The organism is Actinomyces israelii DSM 43320, from assembly GCF_000711965.1.
GTDB classification, from domain to species: Bacteria; Actinomycetota; Actinomycetes; order Actinomycetales; family Actinomycetaceae; genus Actinomyces; species Actinomyces israelii.
This window is the reverse complement of record NZ_JONS01000009.1, coordinates 23,363-41,892: the sequence shown is the minus strand read 5'-3', so window position 1 is coordinate 41,892 and position 18,530 is coordinate 23,363. Positions and strand designations below refer to the sequence as shown.

16 protein-coding genes are annotated in these 18,530 nt (G+C 74.3%); 13 read left to right on the top strand and 3 right to left on the bottom strand.

The genetic code is table 11. The annotated features are described in order from the left end of the window. Positions 1–178 precede the first annotated feature (178 nt). The 6 genes from O145_RS04800 to O145_RS19535 all read left to right on the top strand — a co-directional run bounded on the left by O145_RS04800 (position 179) and on the right by O145_RS19535 (position 7,540). Positions 179–1,321 (top strand): LacI family DNA-binding transcriptional regulator, encoded by a 1,143-nt coding sequence (locus tag O145_RS04800; RefSeq protein WP_229118357.1) that lies wholly within the window; start codon positions 179–181, stop codon positions 1,319–1,321. Then, positions 1,318–2,136 (top strand): nucleotidyltransferase domain-containing protein, encoded by an 819-nt coding sequence (locus O145_RS04795; RefSeq protein WP_084682388.1) that lies wholly within the window; start codon positions 1,318–1,320, stop codon positions 2,134–2,136. The genes O145_RS04800 and O145_RS04795 overlap by 4 nt, the downstream gene beginning before the upstream one ends. 192 nt (positions 2,137–2,328) lie before the next feature. Next, a complete protein-coding gene (locus O145_RS04790; RefSeq protein WP_043560596.1) occupies positions 2,329–4,722 on the top strand; it encodes a glycoside hydrolase family 3 N-terminal domain-containing protein in 2,394 nt (797 codons plus the stop codon). A gap of 215 nt (positions 4,723–4,937) precedes the next feature. Further along, the gene (locus tag O145_RS04785; protein WP_043560423.1) at positions 4,938–5,714 is read left to right on the top strand and encodes an SDR family NAD(P)-dependent oxidoreductase; all 777 of its coding nucleotides are present in this window, start codon (positions 4,938–4,940) and stop codon (positions 5,712–5,714) included. A gap of 76 nt (positions 5,715–5,790) precedes the next feature. Further along, entirely contained in the window at positions 5,791–6,597 is an 807-nt protein-coding gene (locus O145_RS04780) for an alpha/beta hydrolase family protein (RefSeq protein ID WP_052374695.1), read from the top strand. A gap of 172 nt (positions 6,598–6,769) precedes the next feature. Next, complete coding sequence (locus tag O145_RS19535) at positions 6,770–7,540, top strand: carboxymuconolactone decarboxylase family protein (protein WP_043560420.1); 771 nt, start codon at positions 6,770–6,772, stop codon at positions 7,538–7,540. A 57-nt stretch (positions 7,541–7,597) separates the two neighbouring features. Here O145_RS19535 and O145_RS04770 read toward each other — a convergent pair whose 3' ends face one another. After that, complete coding sequence (locus O145_RS04770) at positions 7,598–8,164, bottom strand: NAD(P)H-dependent oxidoreductase (protein ID WP_043560418.1); 567 nt, start codon at positions 8,162–8,164, stop codon at positions 7,598–7,600. A 147-nt stretch (positions 8,165–8,311) separates the two neighbouring features. Between O145_RS04770 and O145_RS04765 the strand changes: the two genes are divergently transcribed. The 5 genes from O145_RS04765 to O145_RS04745 all read left to right on the top strand — a co-directional run bounded on the left by O145_RS04765 (position 8,312) and on the right by O145_RS04745 (position 13,657). Next, a complete protein-coding gene (locus O145_RS04765; protein ID WP_043560416.1) occupies positions 8,312–9,157 on the top strand; it encodes a class I SAM-dependent methyltransferase in 846 nt (281 codons plus the stop codon). A gap of 55 nt (positions 9,158–9,212) precedes the next feature. Next, the gene (locus O145_RS04760; protein WP_084682367.1) at positions 9,213–9,797 is read left to right on the top strand and encodes a methylated-DNA--[protein]-cysteine S-methyltransferase; all 585 of its coding nucleotides are present in this window, start codon (positions 9,213–9,215) and stop codon (positions 9,795–9,797) included. A 686-nt stretch (positions 9,798–10,483) separates the two neighbouring features. Beyond that, positions 10,484–11,359 (top strand): alpha/beta hydrolase family protein, encoded by an 876-nt coding sequence (locus O145_RS04755; protein WP_052374694.1) that lies wholly within the window; start codon positions 10,484–10,486, stop codon positions 11,357–11,359. 62 nt (positions 11,360–11,421) lie between these two features. Further along, complete coding sequence (locus tag O145_RS04750) at positions 11,422–12,921, top strand: alpha-amylase (protein WP_043560412.1); 1,500 nt, start codon at positions 11,422–11,424, stop codon at positions 12,919–12,921. A gap of 151 nt (positions 12,922–13,072) precedes the next feature. Further along, positions 13,073–13,657 (top strand): DJ-1 family glyoxalase III, encoded by a 585-nt coding sequence (locus tag O145_RS04745; RefSeq protein ID WP_043560409.1) that lies wholly within the window; start codon positions 13,073–13,075, stop codon positions 13,655–13,657. Positions 13,658–13,743: 86 nt separating this feature from the next. Here the strand turns inward: O145_RS04745 and O145_RS04740 are convergent, their stop codons facing one another. Beyond that, positions 13,744–14,109, bottom strand: coding sequence for a hypothetical protein (locus O145_RS04740; protein WP_052374692.1), 366 nt, complete (start codon positions 14,107–14,109; stop codon positions 13,744–13,746). A gap of 23 nt (positions 14,110–14,132) precedes the next feature. After that, entirely contained in the window at positions 14,133–16,229 is a 2,097-nt protein-coding gene (locus O145_RS04735) for a PspC domain-containing protein (protein ID WP_043560407.1), read from the bottom strand. Positions 16,230–16,629: 400 nt separating this feature from the next. Between O145_RS04735 and O145_RS04730 the strand changes: the two genes are divergently transcribed. Together O145_RS04730 and O145_RS04725 are read left to right on the top strand one after the other, a co-directional pair. Next, entirely contained in the window at positions 16,630–17,811 is a 1,182-nt protein-coding gene (locus tag O145_RS04730; RefSeq protein WP_411265946.1) for a sensor histidine kinase, read from the top strand. Continuing rightward, positions 17,804–18,502, top strand: coding sequence for a response regulator (locus O145_RS04725; protein ID WP_052374689.1), 699 nt, complete (start codon positions 17,804–17,806; stop codon positions 18,500–18,502). Before O145_RS04730 ends, O145_RS04725 begins: the two co-directional genes overlap by 8 nt. Positions 18,503–18,530 lie beyond the last annotated feature (28 nt).

Genomic DNA, 18,530 nt, shown 5'->3' with positions numbered 1-18,530 from the left:
GGGGCCGTCGGGCGGGCTTGCGGCGCCGGGCCCGACGGCGGGGGTGCGGCACGCTCCTCTCCGTTGAAGAACCGCTGAATCACAAGGGTGACAACGATGTCATCGTTGGCGGTGATGAAAACGATAGAATCGATCGCTGCTAGAGTCAAGGGTCTGAACGAGATCCGAGGGGGCCGAGATGGCAGCGACGCCGCTGACGCCACTGACGCCGCCGACGCCGCGGGCTGATGAGCCGAGGCGCCGTCCGACGATGAAGGAGGTCGCGGCGCTGGCGGGCGTGGGCACCAAGACGGTCTCGCGCGTCGTCAACGGCGAGCCGCTGGTCTCCGAGAGCACCTCGCAGCGGGTGTGGGCGGCGGTCCGCGAGCTGGACTACCACGTCGACCTGCGGGCGGGCAGCCTGCGGCGCCCCGGAGGCGCGACGCACACGATCGCGCTGCTGGTCAGCAGCGTCGCCAACCCCTTCGCCGGCGAGGTGCACCGCGGTGTCGAGGACGTGGCCCGGGAGCGCGACGTGGCGGTGATCGCCTCCAGCCTCGACGAGGACCCCGAGCGGGAGGCCCGGGCGATCAGGGACTCCATGAGGCGTCACGTGGACGGGATCATTGTGGACACGGTGTCCTCCGGCGGGAGCGCCCTCGGCTCGATCCTCGACCTCGGCGTGCCGGTCGTCTTCGTGGACCGCGTGCCGCGGGGCGTGGAGGCTGACTGCGTCACGAGCGACACCCGGGAGGCGGCTGCGCGCGCGACCCGGCACATGCTCGCCCACGGCCACCGGCGCCTCGCCCTGCTCACCGAGCCGCTCACGGTGCCCACGGCGGCCGAGCGTCGCCGGGGGTTCCTCGACGCGCTGGGCGAGGGCGGGCTGTCCCGGGACGACGTTGTCTCGGCGACGGGGCTCACCGGCGCGGCCGCCGCCGAGGAGGCCCTGAGCCTCATGCTCCGCTCCGCCGATCCTCCCACGGCGGTCTTCAGCGCTCAGAACCTCGTCACCGAGGGGGCCCTGCACGCGCTGTGGCGGGCCGGGGTCCAGCACGCAGTGGCCCACGTCGGCTTCGACGACATCCCCCTGGCCGACCTCCTCGACCCGGCCCTGACGGTCGTGCGCCAGGACCCGCGCCGGATGGGCCGGCTCGCCGCCGAGCGGCTCTTCCGCAGGCTCCAGGGCTCGCTCGCCCCCGAGCGCCTCGTCGTGCCGACCGAGCTTGTCGTGCGCGGAAGCGGGGAAATCCGGTGGCCGGCCCGGGAGCCGGCCCGGGGCGGGAGCGGGCCGACGGCGCGCGCATCCGCCGGTCCGGACCCGACCCGGTCAGAACCATGAGGCGCCCCGTGCCGTCCACCGACCCGCGGCCCGTCGACCTGCGCGCCGCCGGTGCCGCCGTCGTCGCCCGTGCCGTCTCCCACGAGCTGCGCCGCCTCGAGGAGGCCGAGGGGGTGCGCGTCCTGCTCGCCGTGGAGTCCGGCAGCCGGGCCTGGGGGTTCGAGTCGCCCGACTCCGACTTCGACGTCCGCTTCGTCTACGTCCGCCCCCTCGAGCACTACCTGCGTCTGGAGGGCGCGCGCGACGTCCTGGAGTGGCGGCTCGACGAGGTCCTCGACATCAGCGGCTGGGACCTCGACAAGTCCCTGCGCCTGGTGCGCGGCGCCAACCCGTCGTTCTTCGAGTGGCTCGCCTCCCCGATCGTCTACGCCGAGGACCCCGCCTTCACCGCCGTGAGGGACCTGGCCGCCGACTGCTTCTCGCCGGTCGCCTCCGCCCGCCACTACCTGAGCATGGCCAGGGGGCAGGTGGCCGCGTGCACCGCGGGCACGATCCGCCTCAAGAAGTACCTGTACATCATGCGCGCGCTCCTGGCCGCCCGCTGGGTCGTGGCTGAGCGCGCCCCCGCTCCCATGCTCTTCGGCGACCTGGTGGGCGCCGAGCTCGAGGACTCCATGAGCGGTCTCGTCGAGGAGCTCCTGGCGGCCAAGACCGCCTCGGGCGAGAGCGACGAGCGCCCGCGCGTCCCGGCCTTCGACGCCTGGGTCGCGGGCGCCCTCGCCGAGCTGGAGGACGCCGTCGGCGCCCTCGCGCCCGGGCCCAAGGTGCCCTGGGGGCGCCTCAACGAGGTCTTTCTCGCTATCGTGCGGGGATGATCGCGATATTGACCGGGCGGAAAAATTACGCGATGCTTGGGGCGTCGGCAGATCCACGCGGCCCAGGCGGTCGCGACAACCCGCTGCTGCCCACGACAATCCGCAGCAAGCACAGCAAAGGAGCTCCACGTGCCGCTCAACCAGTATGAGATCGACCACCTCGCCACCGTGCGCGCCAGCGCACCCGAGTCCATGGTGCTGCTCCGCTCCGACGGCTCCTTCCCCCTGCCCGGGGCGGGCCGGCTCGCCCTCTACGGCTCCGGCGCCCGCCGCACCGTCAAGGGCGGCACCGGGTCCGGCGACGTCAACTCCCGCCACGTCGTCACCATCGAGGAGGGCCTGGAGAAGGCCGGCTTCACCCTGACCACCAAGGCGTGGCTGGACGCCTACGACGCTGTCCGCGAGCGCGCCCACGCCGACTTCATCGCCGACATCAAGGCCCGCGCCAGTGCCGCCGGCGTGCCCGCCCTCGTCTACGGCATGGGCGCCGTCATGCCCGAGCCCGAGCACGACCTGCCGCTCGACGCCGAGGGCGTCGGGGGCGAGACCGCCGCCGTCTACGTGCTCGCCCGCGTCTCCGGGGAGGGCAACGACCGGCGCCCCGAGCATGGCGACGTGCTCCTGACCGACGCCGAGGTCCGCGACATCCTCGCCCTGGACGAGCGCTACGAGCGGTTCCTCCTGGTCCTCAACGTCGGCGGCGTGGTGGACCTGACACCGGTGAAGGACGTGAGGAACATCCTCCTGCTCTCCCAGCTGGGCGCCGCCGTCGGCGACTCCTTCGCCGACGTCCTGCTTGGGGCGGCCTACCCCTCCGGCCGGCTGTCCACCACCTGGGCCGCCTGGGGGGACTACCCCGCGGTCGGCGACTTCGGCGACCCCGACGACACCCACTACCGGGAGGGCGTCTACGTCGGCTACCGCTACTTCGACTCCACCGGGACGGCCCCGCTGTTCCCCTTCGGCTTCGGCCTGGGCTACACGGGCTTCGCGCTCGGCGAGCCGGCCGTCGACCTGGACGGCTCCCGGGCGAGCGTGCGGGTCCGGGTGACCAACACCGGCGAGCGCGCGGGCAGGGAGGTCGTCCAGGTCTACGTCTCCGTCCCGCCCGGCGGCCTCGACCAGCCCTACCAGGCGCTCGCGGGCTTCAGCAAGTCCGCCGAGCTCGCCCCCGGCGAGCACCAGGACGTCGTCGTCTCCTTCGACCTGGCCGACCTGGCCTCCTACGACGAGGCGCGCGCCGCCACCGTCCTGGAGGCCGGCGACTACGTGGTGCGCGTGGGCGTCTCCAGCCGCGACACCGCCCCCGCCGCCGTCATCGGCCTGGCCCGCACTACCGTCGTGCGCGAGCTGCACGACGTCCTGGGCGAGGCGGGCTTCACCGACTGGAGGCCGGCCGACCCCGCCGCCGTCGAGGTGCCGGGCGGCGTCCCGCGCCTGGCGGTCGAGCCCGCCGCCCTGCGCCGGGCCGACCGCTGCGAGCCGGTCGACCTGGCCGAGGCCCTGGGCTTCGTCGAGGGGCTGTCCGACGACGAGCTGTCCTACGTGGTGCTCGGCGACTACCGGGACGGGGCCGAGTCCCAGTCCATTATCGGGGCGGCCGCCCAGACCCTGGTGGGCGCCGCCGGGCAGACCACCACCCGCCTCGAGGGCCTGCCCAGCCTCGTCATGTCCGACGGCCCGGCGGGCCTGCGCATCGCGCCGCGGGTCGGCGTCGACGACGAGGGCGCCTTCGCGCTGGACTCCGCCCTGCCGGCGGACTTCGCCGAGCTCATGGACGACGAGTCGCAGAAGATGCTCGGGGCCATGATGGGGACTCCCGATCGGCCGCGCACGCCCGAGCGCACCATTGAGCAGTACGCCACCGCCATCCCCATCGGCACCGCTGTCGCCCAGTCCTGGAACCCCGACCTGGCCGAGGCCCTCGGCGACCTCGTGGGCGCGGAGATGGACCGCTTCGGAGCGCACCTGTGGCTCGCCCCGGCCTTCAACCTGCAGCGCTCCATCCTGTGCGGGCGCAATTTCGAGTACCTCTCGGAGGACCCGCTGCTGGCCGGGCGCGTGGCCGCCGGCATCACCCGTGGCGTCCAGAGGCACCCGGGGCGCGGGGTGACCGTCAAGCACTTCGCCCTCAACAACCAGGAGACGAACCGCCTGAACTCGTGCAGCCACGTCTCCAAGCGGGCCGCCCGCGACCTGTACCTGCGCAGCTTCGAGATCGTGGTCCGTCAGGCCCGGCCCCACGCCGTCATGACCTCCTACAACCTCCTCAACGGCGTGCACACCTCCGAGTCGGCCGAGCTGCTGGAGACCGTCCTGCGCCGGGAGTGGGGCTTCGAGGGCCTGGTCATGACCGACTGGGTCGTGGACGGCATGGCCCGCACGGACCTGAAGCACCCGCGCGCCACGGCCGCCGCCACCGTCAAGGCCGGCAACGAGCTGTTCATGCCCGGCTGCGAGGCCGACCGCCAGGACGTCCTGGCGGCCCTGGCCGGTGAGAACGCGCGGGTCTCACTGACCCGCTCCGAGCTGGAGGAGCAGGCCGCGCGCGTGGTGCGCATGGTCTGGGCGCTCGCCGGGCGCTGAGCCGGGGCCGGACGACGATGCCCCGCCGGGCGCTGGGCGGGCGATCCCGCCGCGAGGGGAGGTTCTTGGTCCCTTGAGAAGCCCCGGCGGGCCCGGCATGGTTCTCGTGGGCCCGCGCGGGGCGGCGCACGCCGGCGCGGCCCCGCGCAGGACGCGCGGCGAACGTGCGAAGGGCAAGTGAAGAGCTCCCAGAGGGCTTCAGAGAGGACACCGTCATGAGCAGCAGTTTTGACCTCAGCGGAAAGGTCGCCGTCGTCGTCGGGGCGAGCTCGGGGCTCGGCGCCGACGCCGCCCGCGCCTACGCCGAGCACGGCGCCGACGTCGCGCTGCTCGCCCGGCGCCAGGAGCGCCTGGAGGCCCTGAAGGAGGAGATCGAGGCCACCGGGCGCCGCGCCGTCGCCGTGCGCTGCGACGTCACCGACGAGGACAGCTGCCGGGCCGCCGTCCAGGAGGTCATTGACGCCTACGGGCGCATCGACATCCTCCTGAACAACGCGGGGGTGGCCGTGCGCGGCGGCGTCGACACGCTCACCGACGCCGAGTGGGACCGCTCCTTCGACACCAACGTCAAGGGCGTCTTCCACGTCAGCAAGTACGTCGTGCCCCGCATGCGCGAGCGCGGCTACGGCAAGATCGTCAACATCGCCTCGGTCAACGCCGTGATCGCCGACAAGCAGGACGTGTTCATCCGCCACGCCTACAACGCCTCCAAGGCCGCGGTCCTGGGACTGACCCGGGGCATGGCCTGCTCCTACGCCCGCTACGGCATCACCGTCAACGCCATCGGCCCGGGCCTGTTCGAGTCCGAGATGACCGCGGACACCCTGTTCAAGAGCGAGGAGTTCCTGGCCGCCTACAACGCCCTGAACCCGGCCGGCCGCCCGGGCGGGCGGGGCGAGCTCAACGGGACGATCCTCTACCTCTCCTCCGACGCCTCCAGCTACGTCCAGGGACAGCTCATCCTCGTCGACGGCGGAGCGACCCTCGTGTGAGGCCCGCGCGGCAGCAGGGCCGCCACGCCGGTGCGCCGGCGGCGCCCTGCCGTCGCGCGTGGGTGACACTGAGCACATGACATCTCGCGCACGCAGCCACAGGCTCCAGGTCCTGGACGCGGGGGAGCCGCTGGACGGAGTCCTCGGCCTTCCCTCCGGCCCTCCCCCGGATCCGCCCGCGGGCCACGCAGACGGGCGGGTGCCCCTGGCCATCTGCTGCGACGGCGTCGCCGCCTCCCTGGCCGCCACCAACGACGTCGCCGACCATCTCAACCAGGTGGGCCTGGCAACCTTCCGCTTCACCTTCCGCGGCCGCTGGCCGGGCGGGGACATGACCGGCGTGTCCCTCCTGACCGAGGTCGCCGATCTCGACGCCGTCGTCGACGCGGCCCGGGCCGGGGCGGCCTCGGGGCAGGGGCCATGGGCCGCCATCGACGCCGAGCGCCTCGTCCTGCTCGGCCAGTCCCAGGGCGGCGCCGTCGCCCTGCTCACCGCGGCGCGGCGCCCCAGGCTGTTCGCCGCCGTCGTCGCCTGGCACCCGGCCCTGAGCATCGTCGACGACCTGCACCGCGGGCTCGGCTCCCTCGACAAGGTCGGCGAGACCTTCTCCTGGATGGGGCAGACGCTCGGGCGCCGCTATGCCGCCGACGTGTGGGACCTCGACATCTACGCCGAGCTCGCGGGCTACACGGGTCCCGCCCTCATCGTCCACGGCACCGCCGACAGCCTCGTCCCGGTCTCCTACGGGCGCCGCGCCGCGCAGGTCCTCCCGCACGCGCGCTTCGCGCCCATCCCCGGCGCCGGCCACGGCTTCCAGCGGGAGGAGCTGGAGGCGGCGCTCGCGGTCACCGACGACCACCTGCGCCGGGTCGGCGTGCTGTGAGCCCCGGCGGCCCGTGAGCCCCGGTGAGTCCGGCGCTCCAGCCAGGCTCTCCCAGGGCCTGTCGGGGGCGCGGCACGGGTGCCATGCTTTGTGACAGCTCGGGAGAGCCGGCCGGAAGGCTCCGCGGCTCCCCGTGAGTCCAGTGAGCCCAGAACCTGAGGAGAGATCCACCATGGCCCTGACCCCCGAGGCGCGCCAGACCTTCGCCCGACTGTTCGGCGCCGAGCCGGAGCCCCACCCCACTGACCCCGAGCTCTACGAGATCCTCCAGAACCAGATCTTCGGCGAGGTCTTCGCCACCGGGGTCCTCACCGACGGCGAGCGCGAGCTGCTCACCGTGACCGTGCTGGCCGCCATGCAGACGCTCCCGCAGCTCGCCGCGCACGTGAGGGCGGCCCTGAACGTCGGCGTCGCGCCGCTGGAGGTGCGCGAGGCGATCTACCAGTGCGCGCCCTACATCGGCTACCCCAAGGCCCTCAACGCCGCCGCCACCGCCAACGAGGTCCTCACGGCCGCGGGCGTGGGCCTGCCCCTGCCCGACGCCGCCACCGTCGCCCACGAGCAGCGGGAGGCCGCGGGCGCCGCCATCCAGGCCCCGCTGTACGGCGACGAGGTCAAGGCGGTCTTCTCGGCGCTGCCCGAGCCCTTCGACAGGGTCGTCCCGCACCTGCTGACCTCGGGCGCCTTCGGCGACATGGAGACCCGCGACGGCCTGGACGTCGCTACGCGCGAGCTCGTCAGCCTGGTCGCTGTCGCCGCCCTCGGGGCGGCCGCCCAGCTGCGGCCCCATGTCGCGGGGGCCATCAGGGCCGGCAACACCAGGCAGAAGGTCGCCGCGGCGCTGGTGCAGGTCCTGCCCTACATCGGCGGCCCCTACGCCCTGTCGGGCCTGGTCCTCGTGGCGGGCTACGACGAGAGCGCCTCCTCGGAGGCCTACCGCTGAGGCCGCTGAGGCCCCGCGCCCGGGCCTCGGTCTCGCCGCCCGGGCCCGCCGCTCTGCTTACTCGAAGGCGCCGAGCCGCGGGTGGTCGGGGGCGGCGAGCCAGGCGGCGTAGTCCTGCGCCCGCTCGGCGAGCTCCTCATCGGTCAGGCTCATTGCGCCGGGGGTGAGGAAGGGCACGGCGAAGCGGGTGCCGATCAGGTCGCTCGTCGCCTGGAAGGGGCGCAGCAGCTCGTGCAGCTCGTAGTGGACCGAGCCGGTGTGCGTGTAGCCGGCGGCCGGCCCGCCGGGGGAGACCGCCAGCGCCAGCTCCTTGCCGTGCAGGGCGGTGCCCGCCGGCCCGTAGGCCCAGCCGTAGGTGAGGACGTCGTCCTCCCACTGCTTGACCAGGGCCGGCGAGGAGTACCAGTACATGGGGAACTGCAGGACGATGCGGTCGGAGCCCTCCATCGCAGAGTGCTCGGCGGCAATGTCGATGCGGAAGTCCGGGTAGAGCGCGTACAGGTCGCGCACCTGGACCGGGCGCTCGGGCGTCCCGGCGCCGCGGGCCGCCTGCGCGAGGCGGGCATTGACCCGGGAGGCGTCCAGGTGGGGGTGGAACAGGAAGACGGTGGTGGTGCGGGCCATGCGAGATCTCCTTCACGTCGGGTCTGCGAACAGCCCCGAGGCTAAGGGCCGCCGGCGCCCGCGGAACAGGCCCTGGCAGAACCAGGCTCGGTCGGGCTCGTGCTGACGGCCCTGGCGGCCCCGCCGCGGGCGCACCATCATGACCCCATGACTGCTGTGAGTGCATTGGCGGCGGGCGCGCGCGAGCGGGTGGACCTGGCCGGCGCCAGCCAGACCCTGCTGCTGCCCCTCCACGCCAGGGCCGAGCACACCCTCTCCTCCCGCCCGCGCTTCGAGGACTGGGCCGCCGTCGACCTCGTCTCCCGGCTCGACTACGACTTCTCGGAGGCGGCACGCGACCGCCTCATGTCCGACGGCGTGATCCTGCGCACCCTCACGCTCGATCCCCTCGTCTCGGGGTTCATCTCCACCCACCCCGACGCCGTCGTCGTCAATGTCGCCTGTGGCCTGGACACCCGATTCCACCGTCTCGACAACGGACGCATCACCTGGTTCGACCTCGACCTGCCGGACGTCATCGCCCTGCGCCGGCAGCTGCTGGGGGAGGGCGAGCGCCGGCACCTGATCGCCGCCTCCGCCCTCGATCCGGACTGGCCCGAGCAGGTGGAGGCGGCCGGTGACGTCCTGGTGGTCGTCGAGGGCCTGACCATGTACCTCACCGAGGACCAGGTGCGCGGGCTCATGGGCATTATCGCCGGGAGCCTCCCCGGGGCGACGGTCCTGGTCGAGGTCATGCCGCGCCTGTTCCAGAGATACGGCCGGGAGCGCTCGGTCGTCGCCACCGGCGCGCGCTTCACCTACGGGTGCTCGGGCGCCGAGGAGTTCCGCCGGACGGTCGCCCCCGGGTTCGCGCTGCTCCACGACGTCCTCCTCACCGATGTCATCGGGCGCATGCACCCCTGGCTGACGCCGCTGCTGGGGCTGGCGCCGGCGCGCCGCCTCTCCCAGCGCATCCTGGTCCTGCGGGCCGCGCCCGCCACGCGCCGCCGGTGAGAGGCCGCCGCGGCGCAGGGCCCTTGAGAGAGGGCCTTTCTGAGAGACTGCCCTCATGCGTCATGTCCGCCATACCGCCATGCTCGCCTACGACTCGCCGCTGGGGCCCATGACCCTGGCCGCCGAGCTCGGCGAGGGCCTGCCCGACGACGGGGCGCTCGTCGGGGCCTGGTTCGACGGCCAGCGCCACGACCGGGCCGGGCTGGACGGCGCCGGTGCCGCCGTCGATCCAGGAGGCGGCGAGCCGGCGGTCCTCGGGCGGACCCGGGCCTGGCTCGACCGGTACTTCGCCGGGGAGGACCCGGGGGAGCCGCCCGCGCTCGCCCCCCGGGGCACCGGCTTCCAGCAGCGCGTGTGGGTCCGCCTGCGCGCCATCCCGCGCGGGGAGACCCGCACCTACGGGCAGATCGCCGACGCCGTCGAGGCCGAGATCGGCCACCGCTGCTCGGCCCGCGCCGTCGGGGGAGCCGTGGGGCGCAACCCGATCAGCGTCATCGTCCCCTGCCACCGAGTGGTGGGCGCCGACGGGTCCCTGACCGGCTACGCGGGCGGCACCGACCGCAAGATGCGGATGCTGCGCCTGGAGGGCGCCCGCCTGCCCGACCTCGGCGCCCCGCAGGACGGCCTGCCCGGGCTGTGAGCCCGCGCGCGGCGTGCGCGTGCCGAGCGGGCTGCGGCGCGCAGCGGTTCCGGCGGTCTCGGCCCTGGCGCGATCGGGTTGTGACCGATACTTCTGCTCCGGGTGCACCGGCCCCGCCGACCCGCCCGACCGGCTCTCGGCGGCACTGACGATCGCGACGAGGCGGCAGGCGTCCGGCGGGCCGTCGGGGACCTGACCCCGTGGTCATTGACCCGAGTGACATCTGGATGTTCGGTCCCCGGGGCGCGCGGGTCTGCGGAGGGGGTTGCACATGGGAGAGGAGGGCTCTGCCGGAATGGGTGCCGGTTTTCCGCATGATTCCGCGGTTCTTCGCCATCCGTCAAGACGAGTTGACACGCTCCCACGTGCAGGCAGGGGGGTCTGTGCACATGGGAGCGTGTCAACTCGTCTTGACGATCCAGGCAGAATCCCGGAATTTCAACGAAAGCCGATGCCCTTCTCGTCCGGTCGCCCCGCTCCCATGTGCGCCCCTCCGGGACTGGGCCGTTGGGCACCCGACTGGGCGCGCCTGCGTGATGGACAGGGCCGTTATCCCGGCCCGCACCGGTCCGGTTCCGACGGTATGCGCGTTATGCACGTACCGAGCGGGCCGCGGCGCCCTCCCGTAGGCTGTTGCGGTCCGTCGACGGCCTGCTGCCGTCGTCGGGCGCAGAAGGGAGCAGCGCATGTACAGGGACGCGGGCGGCGTCGAGCGGGACGGGGCCGCGACGATGAGCGACGTCCTTACGCGCGAGCTCAGCACGCCGGTGGCCGGCGGCGCCAATGCGGGCGGCATGGACTCAGCGGACTCGCCCGGCCCGCTGGTTCACTCACTGGTCTACGTGCCCCGCGCGGCCGCCGCCGGGAGGGTGCGCGCGCCGCTGGTGGTGTGCTGCCACGGCCTGGGGGAGTCCGGGCTGCGCGTGGCCGGCATCGCCCAGCGGTTCGCGGCCGCCGGGGCGGTGGCCGTCGTCCCCTCCTTCCGCGGCGGCGGGGCGCCCACCGCCGGGCCCACGACCGGCATGTCGGTGCTCACCGAGATCGCCGACCTGGAGGCGGTGCTGGACGCGGCGGGCGCCTGGCCCTTCGTCGACACCGGCCGGACGGGACTGTTCGGACGCAGCCAGGGCGGGCTCGTCGCGGCGCTGACGGCCTCCCGGCGGCCGACGCAGGTCGGCGCCCTCGTCCTGTGGTACCCGGCGCTGCGCCTGCCGGAGTCGATGCGCGCCCGCTTCGGCCCCGCCTCCGCCGCGCCGCGGACCTTCACCCACCGCGTTGAGGGGCGCGACATCGCCCTCGGGAGCCGCTACGCCGCCGACGCCCGGGGTCTGGACGTCGACGCCGAGCTGGTGCGGCTGCGCATCCCGGTGCTGCTGGTCCACGGCGAGCGGGACGCCGACGTGCCCATCTCGGTCTCCGAGGACGCGGCGCGCCTGCTGCCGGACGCCCGCCTCGTGCGGGTGCCCGGCGCAGCCCACGGCTTCGGCGACGAGCGGCTGGCCGACGCCGTCGCGCGCACCGAGTCCTTCCTGACCTGGTGCGAGATTCTGGAGGGCGCCTGAGCCCGCGGCGGTCCCGCCGGCTCCCAGGCGGCTCCCGGGCTCGCCTGGCACCGTGGCTGCACGTGAGCGACGAACCGATCAACCCCCTGCTGCTCCAGGCCTTCGCCTGGGACCTGCCCGCCGACTGCGCCCACTGGAGGCTCCTGGCCGACAACGCCTCCCTGCTGGCCGACTGCGGCGTCACCTCCGCCTGGCTCCCGCCCGCCTACAAGGGCCGGGCCGGGGCCGAGGACGTCGGCTACGGCGTCTACGACACCTACGACCTGGGCGAGTTCGACCAGAAGGGCTCCGTGGCCACCAAGTACGGCACGAAGGACGACTACCTCGCCGCCGTCGGGGCTCTCCACGCCGCCGGCATCGCGGTCGTGGCCGACATCGTCCTCAACCACCGCATGGGGGCCGACTCCACCGAGGTCGTGCGCGCCACCCCCATGGACCCCGCGGACCGGCGCCGCCCCATCGGGCCGGCCGAGGAGATCACCGCCTGGACCCGCTTCACCTTCCCCGGGCGCGCCGAGGCACACTCGGACTTCACCTGGGACTGGACCTGCTTCCACGGCACCGACTGGGACGAGTCCCGCCGCCTGGCCGGGGTGTGGCTCTTCGAGGGCAAGCAGTGGAACGACCACGTCACCGACGAGCTCGGCAACTACGACTACCTCATGGGCGCCGACGTCCACGCCACCGACCCCCGGGTCGCCGCCGAGCTGGACCGGTGGGGCCGGTGGTACGTGGAGGCCACCGGCGTGGACGGGCTGCGCCTGGACGCCCTCAAGCACGTGGGCGCGGACTTCTTCGCCCGGTGGCTGCCCGGGCTGCGCCGGGCCACCGGACGCGACCTGCCCGCCGTCGGCGAGTACTGGTCGCGCGACGTCGCCGAGCTGGAGCGCTACCTGGAGGCCGTCCCCTCCACGAGCCTGTTCGACGTGCCCCTCCACTTCCGCCTCCACGCGGCCTCGACCTCCAACGGCGACATGGACCTGTCCCGCCTCTTCGAGGGCACCCTGGTGGGGGCCGACCCCGCCCGTGCCGTCACCTTCGTGGAGAACCACGACACCCAGCCCGGCCAGTCGCTGGCCTCCACCGTCCTGCCGTGGTTCAAGCCCTCCGCCTACGCACTGATCCTCCTGCGCGAGGCGGGAACCCCCTGCGTCTTCTGGGGCGACCTGTTCGGCACCCCCGAGACAGGCGACCTGCCGGCCGTCACCGAGCTGCCGCTGCTGATGACCATGCGCCGCGCGCTCGCGCACGGCCCCCAGCACGACGCCCTCGACGAGCCGGACGTCGTCGGCTTCGCGCGCGAGGGGGATGCCGCCCACCCCGGCTCGGGCCTGGCGGTGGTGCTGTCCGACCGCCGGGCGGGCTCCAAGCGGCTCGACGTCGGCGCCCGCCATGCGGGACGGCGGTGGGTCTGCGTCCTGGGCGGCCACGAGCCGGTCACCGTCGGCGAGGACGGGGCGGTGGAGCTGGCCGTGTCCGACGGCGGGCTGAGCGTGTACGCCCCCGAGTCGGCCCGGCCGCTTCTCGACGACGCCGAGTACCGCCTGCTGAGGCAGCGCTGAGGGCGGCCCCGGGGCGGCCGGGGATGCTGGCGCCGGGCCTTCCCGATCGCCTCCGGCCGGGACTATGGTCGGGGACGAGCGGCGTGCCCGCCGTGCACATGATCGTCCACCGCTACTCATCGCCATCCGTCATCCGCATTGAGGAGGAACCGTGCCCACACCGGACAAGCTGGCCACCGACGCCAGGGTCGCTGTGCTCATCGCCAACGGGCTGGAGGAGGTCGAGGCCCTGGCCGTCGTCGACGTGCTCTACCGCGCCGGGATCGCCGTCGACATGCTCGCCGTGGGAGACGACCTGTCGGTCACCAGCTCCCACCGCGTCACCTTCCGCTGCGACGCCCTCCTGGCCGACGTCGACCTGACCGACTACGCCCTCGTCTTCCTGCCCGGCGGCGTCCCCGGCACCCCCAACCTCAAGAGCACCCGGGCCGTGACCGACGAGGTGACCCGCCGCCTGGAGGCCGGCCTGCCCCTGGCCGCCATCTGCGCCGCCCCCTCCATCCCCGCCGAGCTGGGACTGCTGGCCGGCCGCCGCGCCACAGCCAACCCGGCCTTCCTCCGCGTCCTGGAGGACAACGGCGCCGAGACCAGCGAGGACAGTGTCGTGATCGACGGCAACCTGCTCACCAGCCGCGGCATGGGCACCGCCATCGACCTGGGCCTGAAGATCGTCCGCCTCCTGCTCGACGACGCCGCCGTCGAGGCGGTCAGGAAGGGTATCGTCTACCGGCGCTGAGTGCGGCCCGAACCGGCGCTGGGCGCAGCGTCAGGGGCCGGACCCGCCAGCGGGTCCGGCCCCTGTCCTGCTCGCCCCCGCCGGGCTCAAGAGCGCGTGGAGCGGCCTCGCGAGTGGGGGAGCAGCGCCGCCACCAGGACGAGGACGCCGGTGCCGGCCAGCAGCACGATCCCCGTGGTGACCAGATCGATGTGCAGACCCACTCCGAAGGCGATGAGCAGCCCGCCCAGCGCCGTCAGGATCAGGCCCCAGGTCAGCGTGCTCCTGCGGATCGGCCTGCGCTTGTCGTGCGGCTGCGGTTCGCGCCCCAGGGAGCCGGCCGTCCAGACCGCGTCCGGGTCGGACGGCGCCTCGGGGGATCGGTCGGCGAGGCCCGCGGGGGCCCTGTCAGGGCTGCCAGGGCTGTTCAGGCTGCTCGCGCCCTCGGTGCTGTTGATGCTGTCGGTGCTCATGGTTCTCTCCTTCAGATGGCGGGTCAGTGCGTCGGGGTGGGTGAGGGCGCATCGGTGGGCCGGGCCGACGTCGTGGGGGACGGCGTCGCTGTGGGCGCCGAGCCGCGGGCCCTCTCCTCCCGGTCCCACGCGGTGGTCAGGCAGCCCTCGTAGGCGGAGCGCTGCCGGCCGGACAGCTCCGAGAGGTCTCGCCAGCTCGCCCAAGGGCGGTCGTCATCGTCGTCATCGTCGTTATTGTCAAGAACCTGGTCGAGGCAGCTGTCGGCGGTGTCCGAGCTGACGGCCGGGTGAGTCATGCCGGCCACAGGCAGCTCGTCGTGGTAGCCGTTGTCGTCGGTCCAGGAGTCCACGACCCAGGTGGCGGTCTCCGTCGAGCCGCTCCAGCGCGTCTGGGAGGAGGACTCCTCGATCTGGATCGCGCCGGTGCCGATCTCGGCGTCGACGTCGATCCGCCCGCGGCCGTCCTGGGCGGCCGGCGAGGTGACTCCGGCGCGCTCGTCGCTCAGGCGCCACCACGAACGGGACGAGGACAGCTCCTCCCCGGTGACCGTGTAGCCCCTGTCGGGGCCGGGCCGCCAGTGGCGGGGCCCGGCGTTCCAGCGGTCGGCGTCCGCGGCGGTGCCGTCCGCGTCCCACGTCGAGGCCAGATCGGTCGTGAGCACTCCGAGACCGGCCCGTCCGTCCACGTGGACCGGCTGGCCCTCGCGGGTCTTGACCAGGACGCGCCCGGCGCCGACGGTCAGGTGCACGGCGGCGGTCCTGTCACTGCTCGCCTCCTGCGTGACCTGACGCAGGTCGAGGGTCACCGAGCCGGCCGCGTAGGCGCCCAGGTCGATGGTGCCGTCGGAGGCGACCGGGTAGGCCGTCGTACCGGGATTGAGATCGGCGTCGGTGAGCGCAATGGTGACGGGGTGCTTGGGAGTGGGGCCGTTCATGGCCTGCGGGGGCATGAGGGACCCGAGGAAGACCAGGGGCAGGGTCGCGAAGAGGGCCGGCCAGCCGATACCGGTCATCCAGCCGCCGCGCCGGCCCCGCAGCGCCGAGACCACGACGCCGCCGCCCAGCAGCGCGATCAGGCCGCCGCTCGTGAAGAAGACCGCCTGGAAGGCGCTGATGGTGTCGGTCGTGCGTCCCAGGCCCGCGAGCGCCAGGCCGATGAGGGCCAGCCCGATCACCAGGAGGCTCACCGTCCGGCCGGGGCCGGGGACGGGCGGGCGCGGCGGCGGCACGGGCCGGGGAGGCGTCCCCGGCCCCATTCCCGCAGGGGGCGCTCCCGCAGGCGTGGTGTGCGCTGCCCGTGCAGCGTGCGCCCCCTCCGCCCACGCGGCCTGCTGCCGGCCCGGATGCGCCGGGCCGGGTCCGGCCGCGGGGCCCGGTCGGCCGAGCCGGCCGGGATGCGGCTGCGGGCCGTACGTCGGCCGCGAGCGCAGCGACCGGACGAGCCAGATGATCGCCCCGACGAACAGGCCGGTCCAGAACAGCGGCCAGAGGACGACCCCGATGATCGGCGCGGGCCCGAAGAAGTAGTGCCAGCCGCCCGGGAACCAGAAGAGGGCCGAGCCGTGGTCCACGGAGGCCAGGCCGGCCAGGAAGACGACGACTGACCCGGCCAGGCCGGCGCTCATGTCGCCCGCCAGGGCCTGCTGGAGGTGGACCCGCCCGTCGGACTCCTCCGGCAGGAGCGCCCAGGCCAGGCCGTAGAGAACCAGGCCGAGGCCGGTGAAGACCGACAGGACGAACCAGATGCAGCGCACGAGCGTGACGTCCACGCCGAGGCGCCGCGCCACCCCGCCCGCGACTCCGCCGAGCCACCGCTGATCGGTGCGCACCAGGCCGGAGCGCCGGATGGAGTCGAAGAAGCCGGAGGCCGCCCCGCGCCGCGGCGGCGGGTAGGCCCACTGGCCGGCGCCCGCGGCGTAGCCGCCGGGAGGAGCCCCGGCAGGGCCCGCTCCGCCCTCGGGGGTGCCGCCGGGTGTCGGGTCTTGTGCGGGCCGGGGAGTCGGGCCGCCGGTGCCGGGCGCGGCGGGAGCCGCGGGAGTCGACTGGGACGGATCGTTCTCGGGCGGTGCCGTCCCGGAGTCGTCATGAGGGTCGTCAGGGGGGATGTCGGAGTTGCTCATGGCTCCATGGTCGCCGTCGGACCCGGCCCCTGACGATCGGGAAAGACCCTGAGACGTCCCCCGATTCCGCTCGCCTCCGCCCTGATTCCTCCCCGCGGCGGACTCGGGGCCCCGCCTGGCGTGCCACGATAGGACCATGACGACCACAGCCCGGGAACAGCCTGCAGGCCGGCCGTCAGCGCAGCCCGTTGCCGGCCCCCCGCCGCCTTGGCTCCCGACCCTTCTGTCGTCTCTGTCGTCCCTGTCATCTCTGTCGTCTCTGCGCTTCAGCGACGCCGCTCCGCGGCCGCTGCCGCTGCGGCGTCCTCCCCGTCATCCGGCCTCCTCGGCCCCCGCCCGGTTCGGGGCGCCCCCCGCGGGCGGGCCCTCGCGGCAGCGACCCGCCCGCGTCCTGGCGGGCGTGTGCGCCGGTGTCGCCATCCACCTCGGCGCGCCCGTGGCGGTCGTGCGGGTCATCGCCGTCGTGACGGCCCTGGCGGGAGGCGCCGGCCCCCTGCTGTACGTGCTGCTGTGGCTCACCGTCCCGACCGGCGACCCGTGGGCCGAGGCGGCCGGTGCCGTGCCCGCCGGCCGCGCCCGGCTCGCCCACCGTCCGGCCGAGCTCTTCTCGGTCTCCAGCCGTCTGCGCTCCGTCCTCGGCGGAGGGGCCCTCCTGCTCGCCGCCGCTCTGCTCGCCCTGTGGCGCGCCGGGGTCTTCTCCTCCGTGGGCTGGGTCGAGTCCTCCATCAGCTGGGCCGGGCCGCTGGCCGTCACCGGGGCCGGGGCCGCGCTCGCATGGTCCCAGGTCGATGCCGTCACCGGGCCCGGACGCGATATCGGCGCCCGCCTGCGCATGGCCGGGGGCGTCGCCCTGGCGGCCGTCGGTATCCTCATGTGGATGAGCCGCGGCACCGCTCCGGCCGACCTGCTCGCGGGCGCCCTGACCGGCGCCGCCCTGGTGGTGGGCATCGGGCTCGTCCTGGCCCCGCTGTGGCTGCGCACCAACCGGGCCCTGGCCGATACCCGCGCCGCCGAGGTCCGCGAGGCTGAGCGCGCCGACATCGCCGCCCACCTGCACGACTCGGTCCTCCAGACCCTCACTCTCATCCGCAAGCGCGCCGACGAGCCCGCCGCCGTCGCCCGCCTCGCCCGATCCCAGGAGCGCGAGCTGCGCGCCTGGCTCTACACCGACCGGCCCGAGGCGGGCACCTCGGTGGCCGACGCCATGCGCGACCTGGTCGGGGAGGTTGAGGACCGCTACGGCGTGGAGGTCGAGCTGGTGGTGGTGGGCGACCGCGTCCCGGACCGCGCCACCGAGGTCATCGTCGCCGCCGCGCGCGAGGCCCTGTCCAACGCCGTGCGCCACGGCGCCCCGCCGGTGTCCGTCTACGCCGAGCTCAGCGACAGGCGGATGGAGGTCTTCGTGCGTGACCGCGGCCCCGGCTTCGACCTCGACGCCGTGGCCCCCGACCGCCACGGCGTGCGCGAGTCCATTATCGCCCGCATGGACCGCCACGGCGGCACCGGCGCCGTGCGCCGCCTCGCCCAGGGCACCGAGGTCAGCCTCTCCCTTCCCACCCCTCCCAAGGAGCATCATGACTGAGCCCGCCAGGCCCGCCGATCCCACCGCCCCCTCCGCGCCCCTGCGCGTCCTGGTCGTCGACGACCACGCCCTGGTGCGCGCCGGGGTGCGCTCCGAGCTCTCCGCCCACGCCGCCGACCTCGACGTCGTCGGGGAGGCCGACGACGTCGAGGGCGCCGTCGCCGCCGTGCACGCGCTGGCCCCCGACGTCGTCCTGCTCGACGTGCACCTGCCGGGCGGCGACGGCGGGGGAGGGGCCGAGGTGGTGGTCTCCTGCCAGGACGTGCCGGCCACGCGCTTCCTGGCCCTGAGCGTGTCCGACGCGGCCGACGACGTCGTCGGCGTCATCCGCGCCGGGGCGCGCGGCTACGTCACCAAGGCGATCTCGGCGGCCGACCTGGCCCAGGCGGTGCGGCGCGTGGCCGCCGGGGACGCCGCCTTCTCCCCGCGCCTGGCCGGCTTCGTGCTCGACGCCTTCGGCGCGGGAGCCGGAGAGGTGGCCGTGGCGGACTGCGAGCTCGACCGCCTGTCGGCCCGGGAGCGGGAGGTCATGCGGCTCATCGCCCGCGGCTACACCTACCGGGAGTGCGCCTCCGAGCTGTTCATCAGCATTAAGACGGTGGAGACCCATGTCTCGGCGGTGCTGCGCAAGCTGCAGCTGTCCAACCGCAACGAGCTCACCCGCTGGGCCGCCGCCCGCCACCTCGTGTGACCCCGGCGGCAATGCGGCAGCCGTTGCG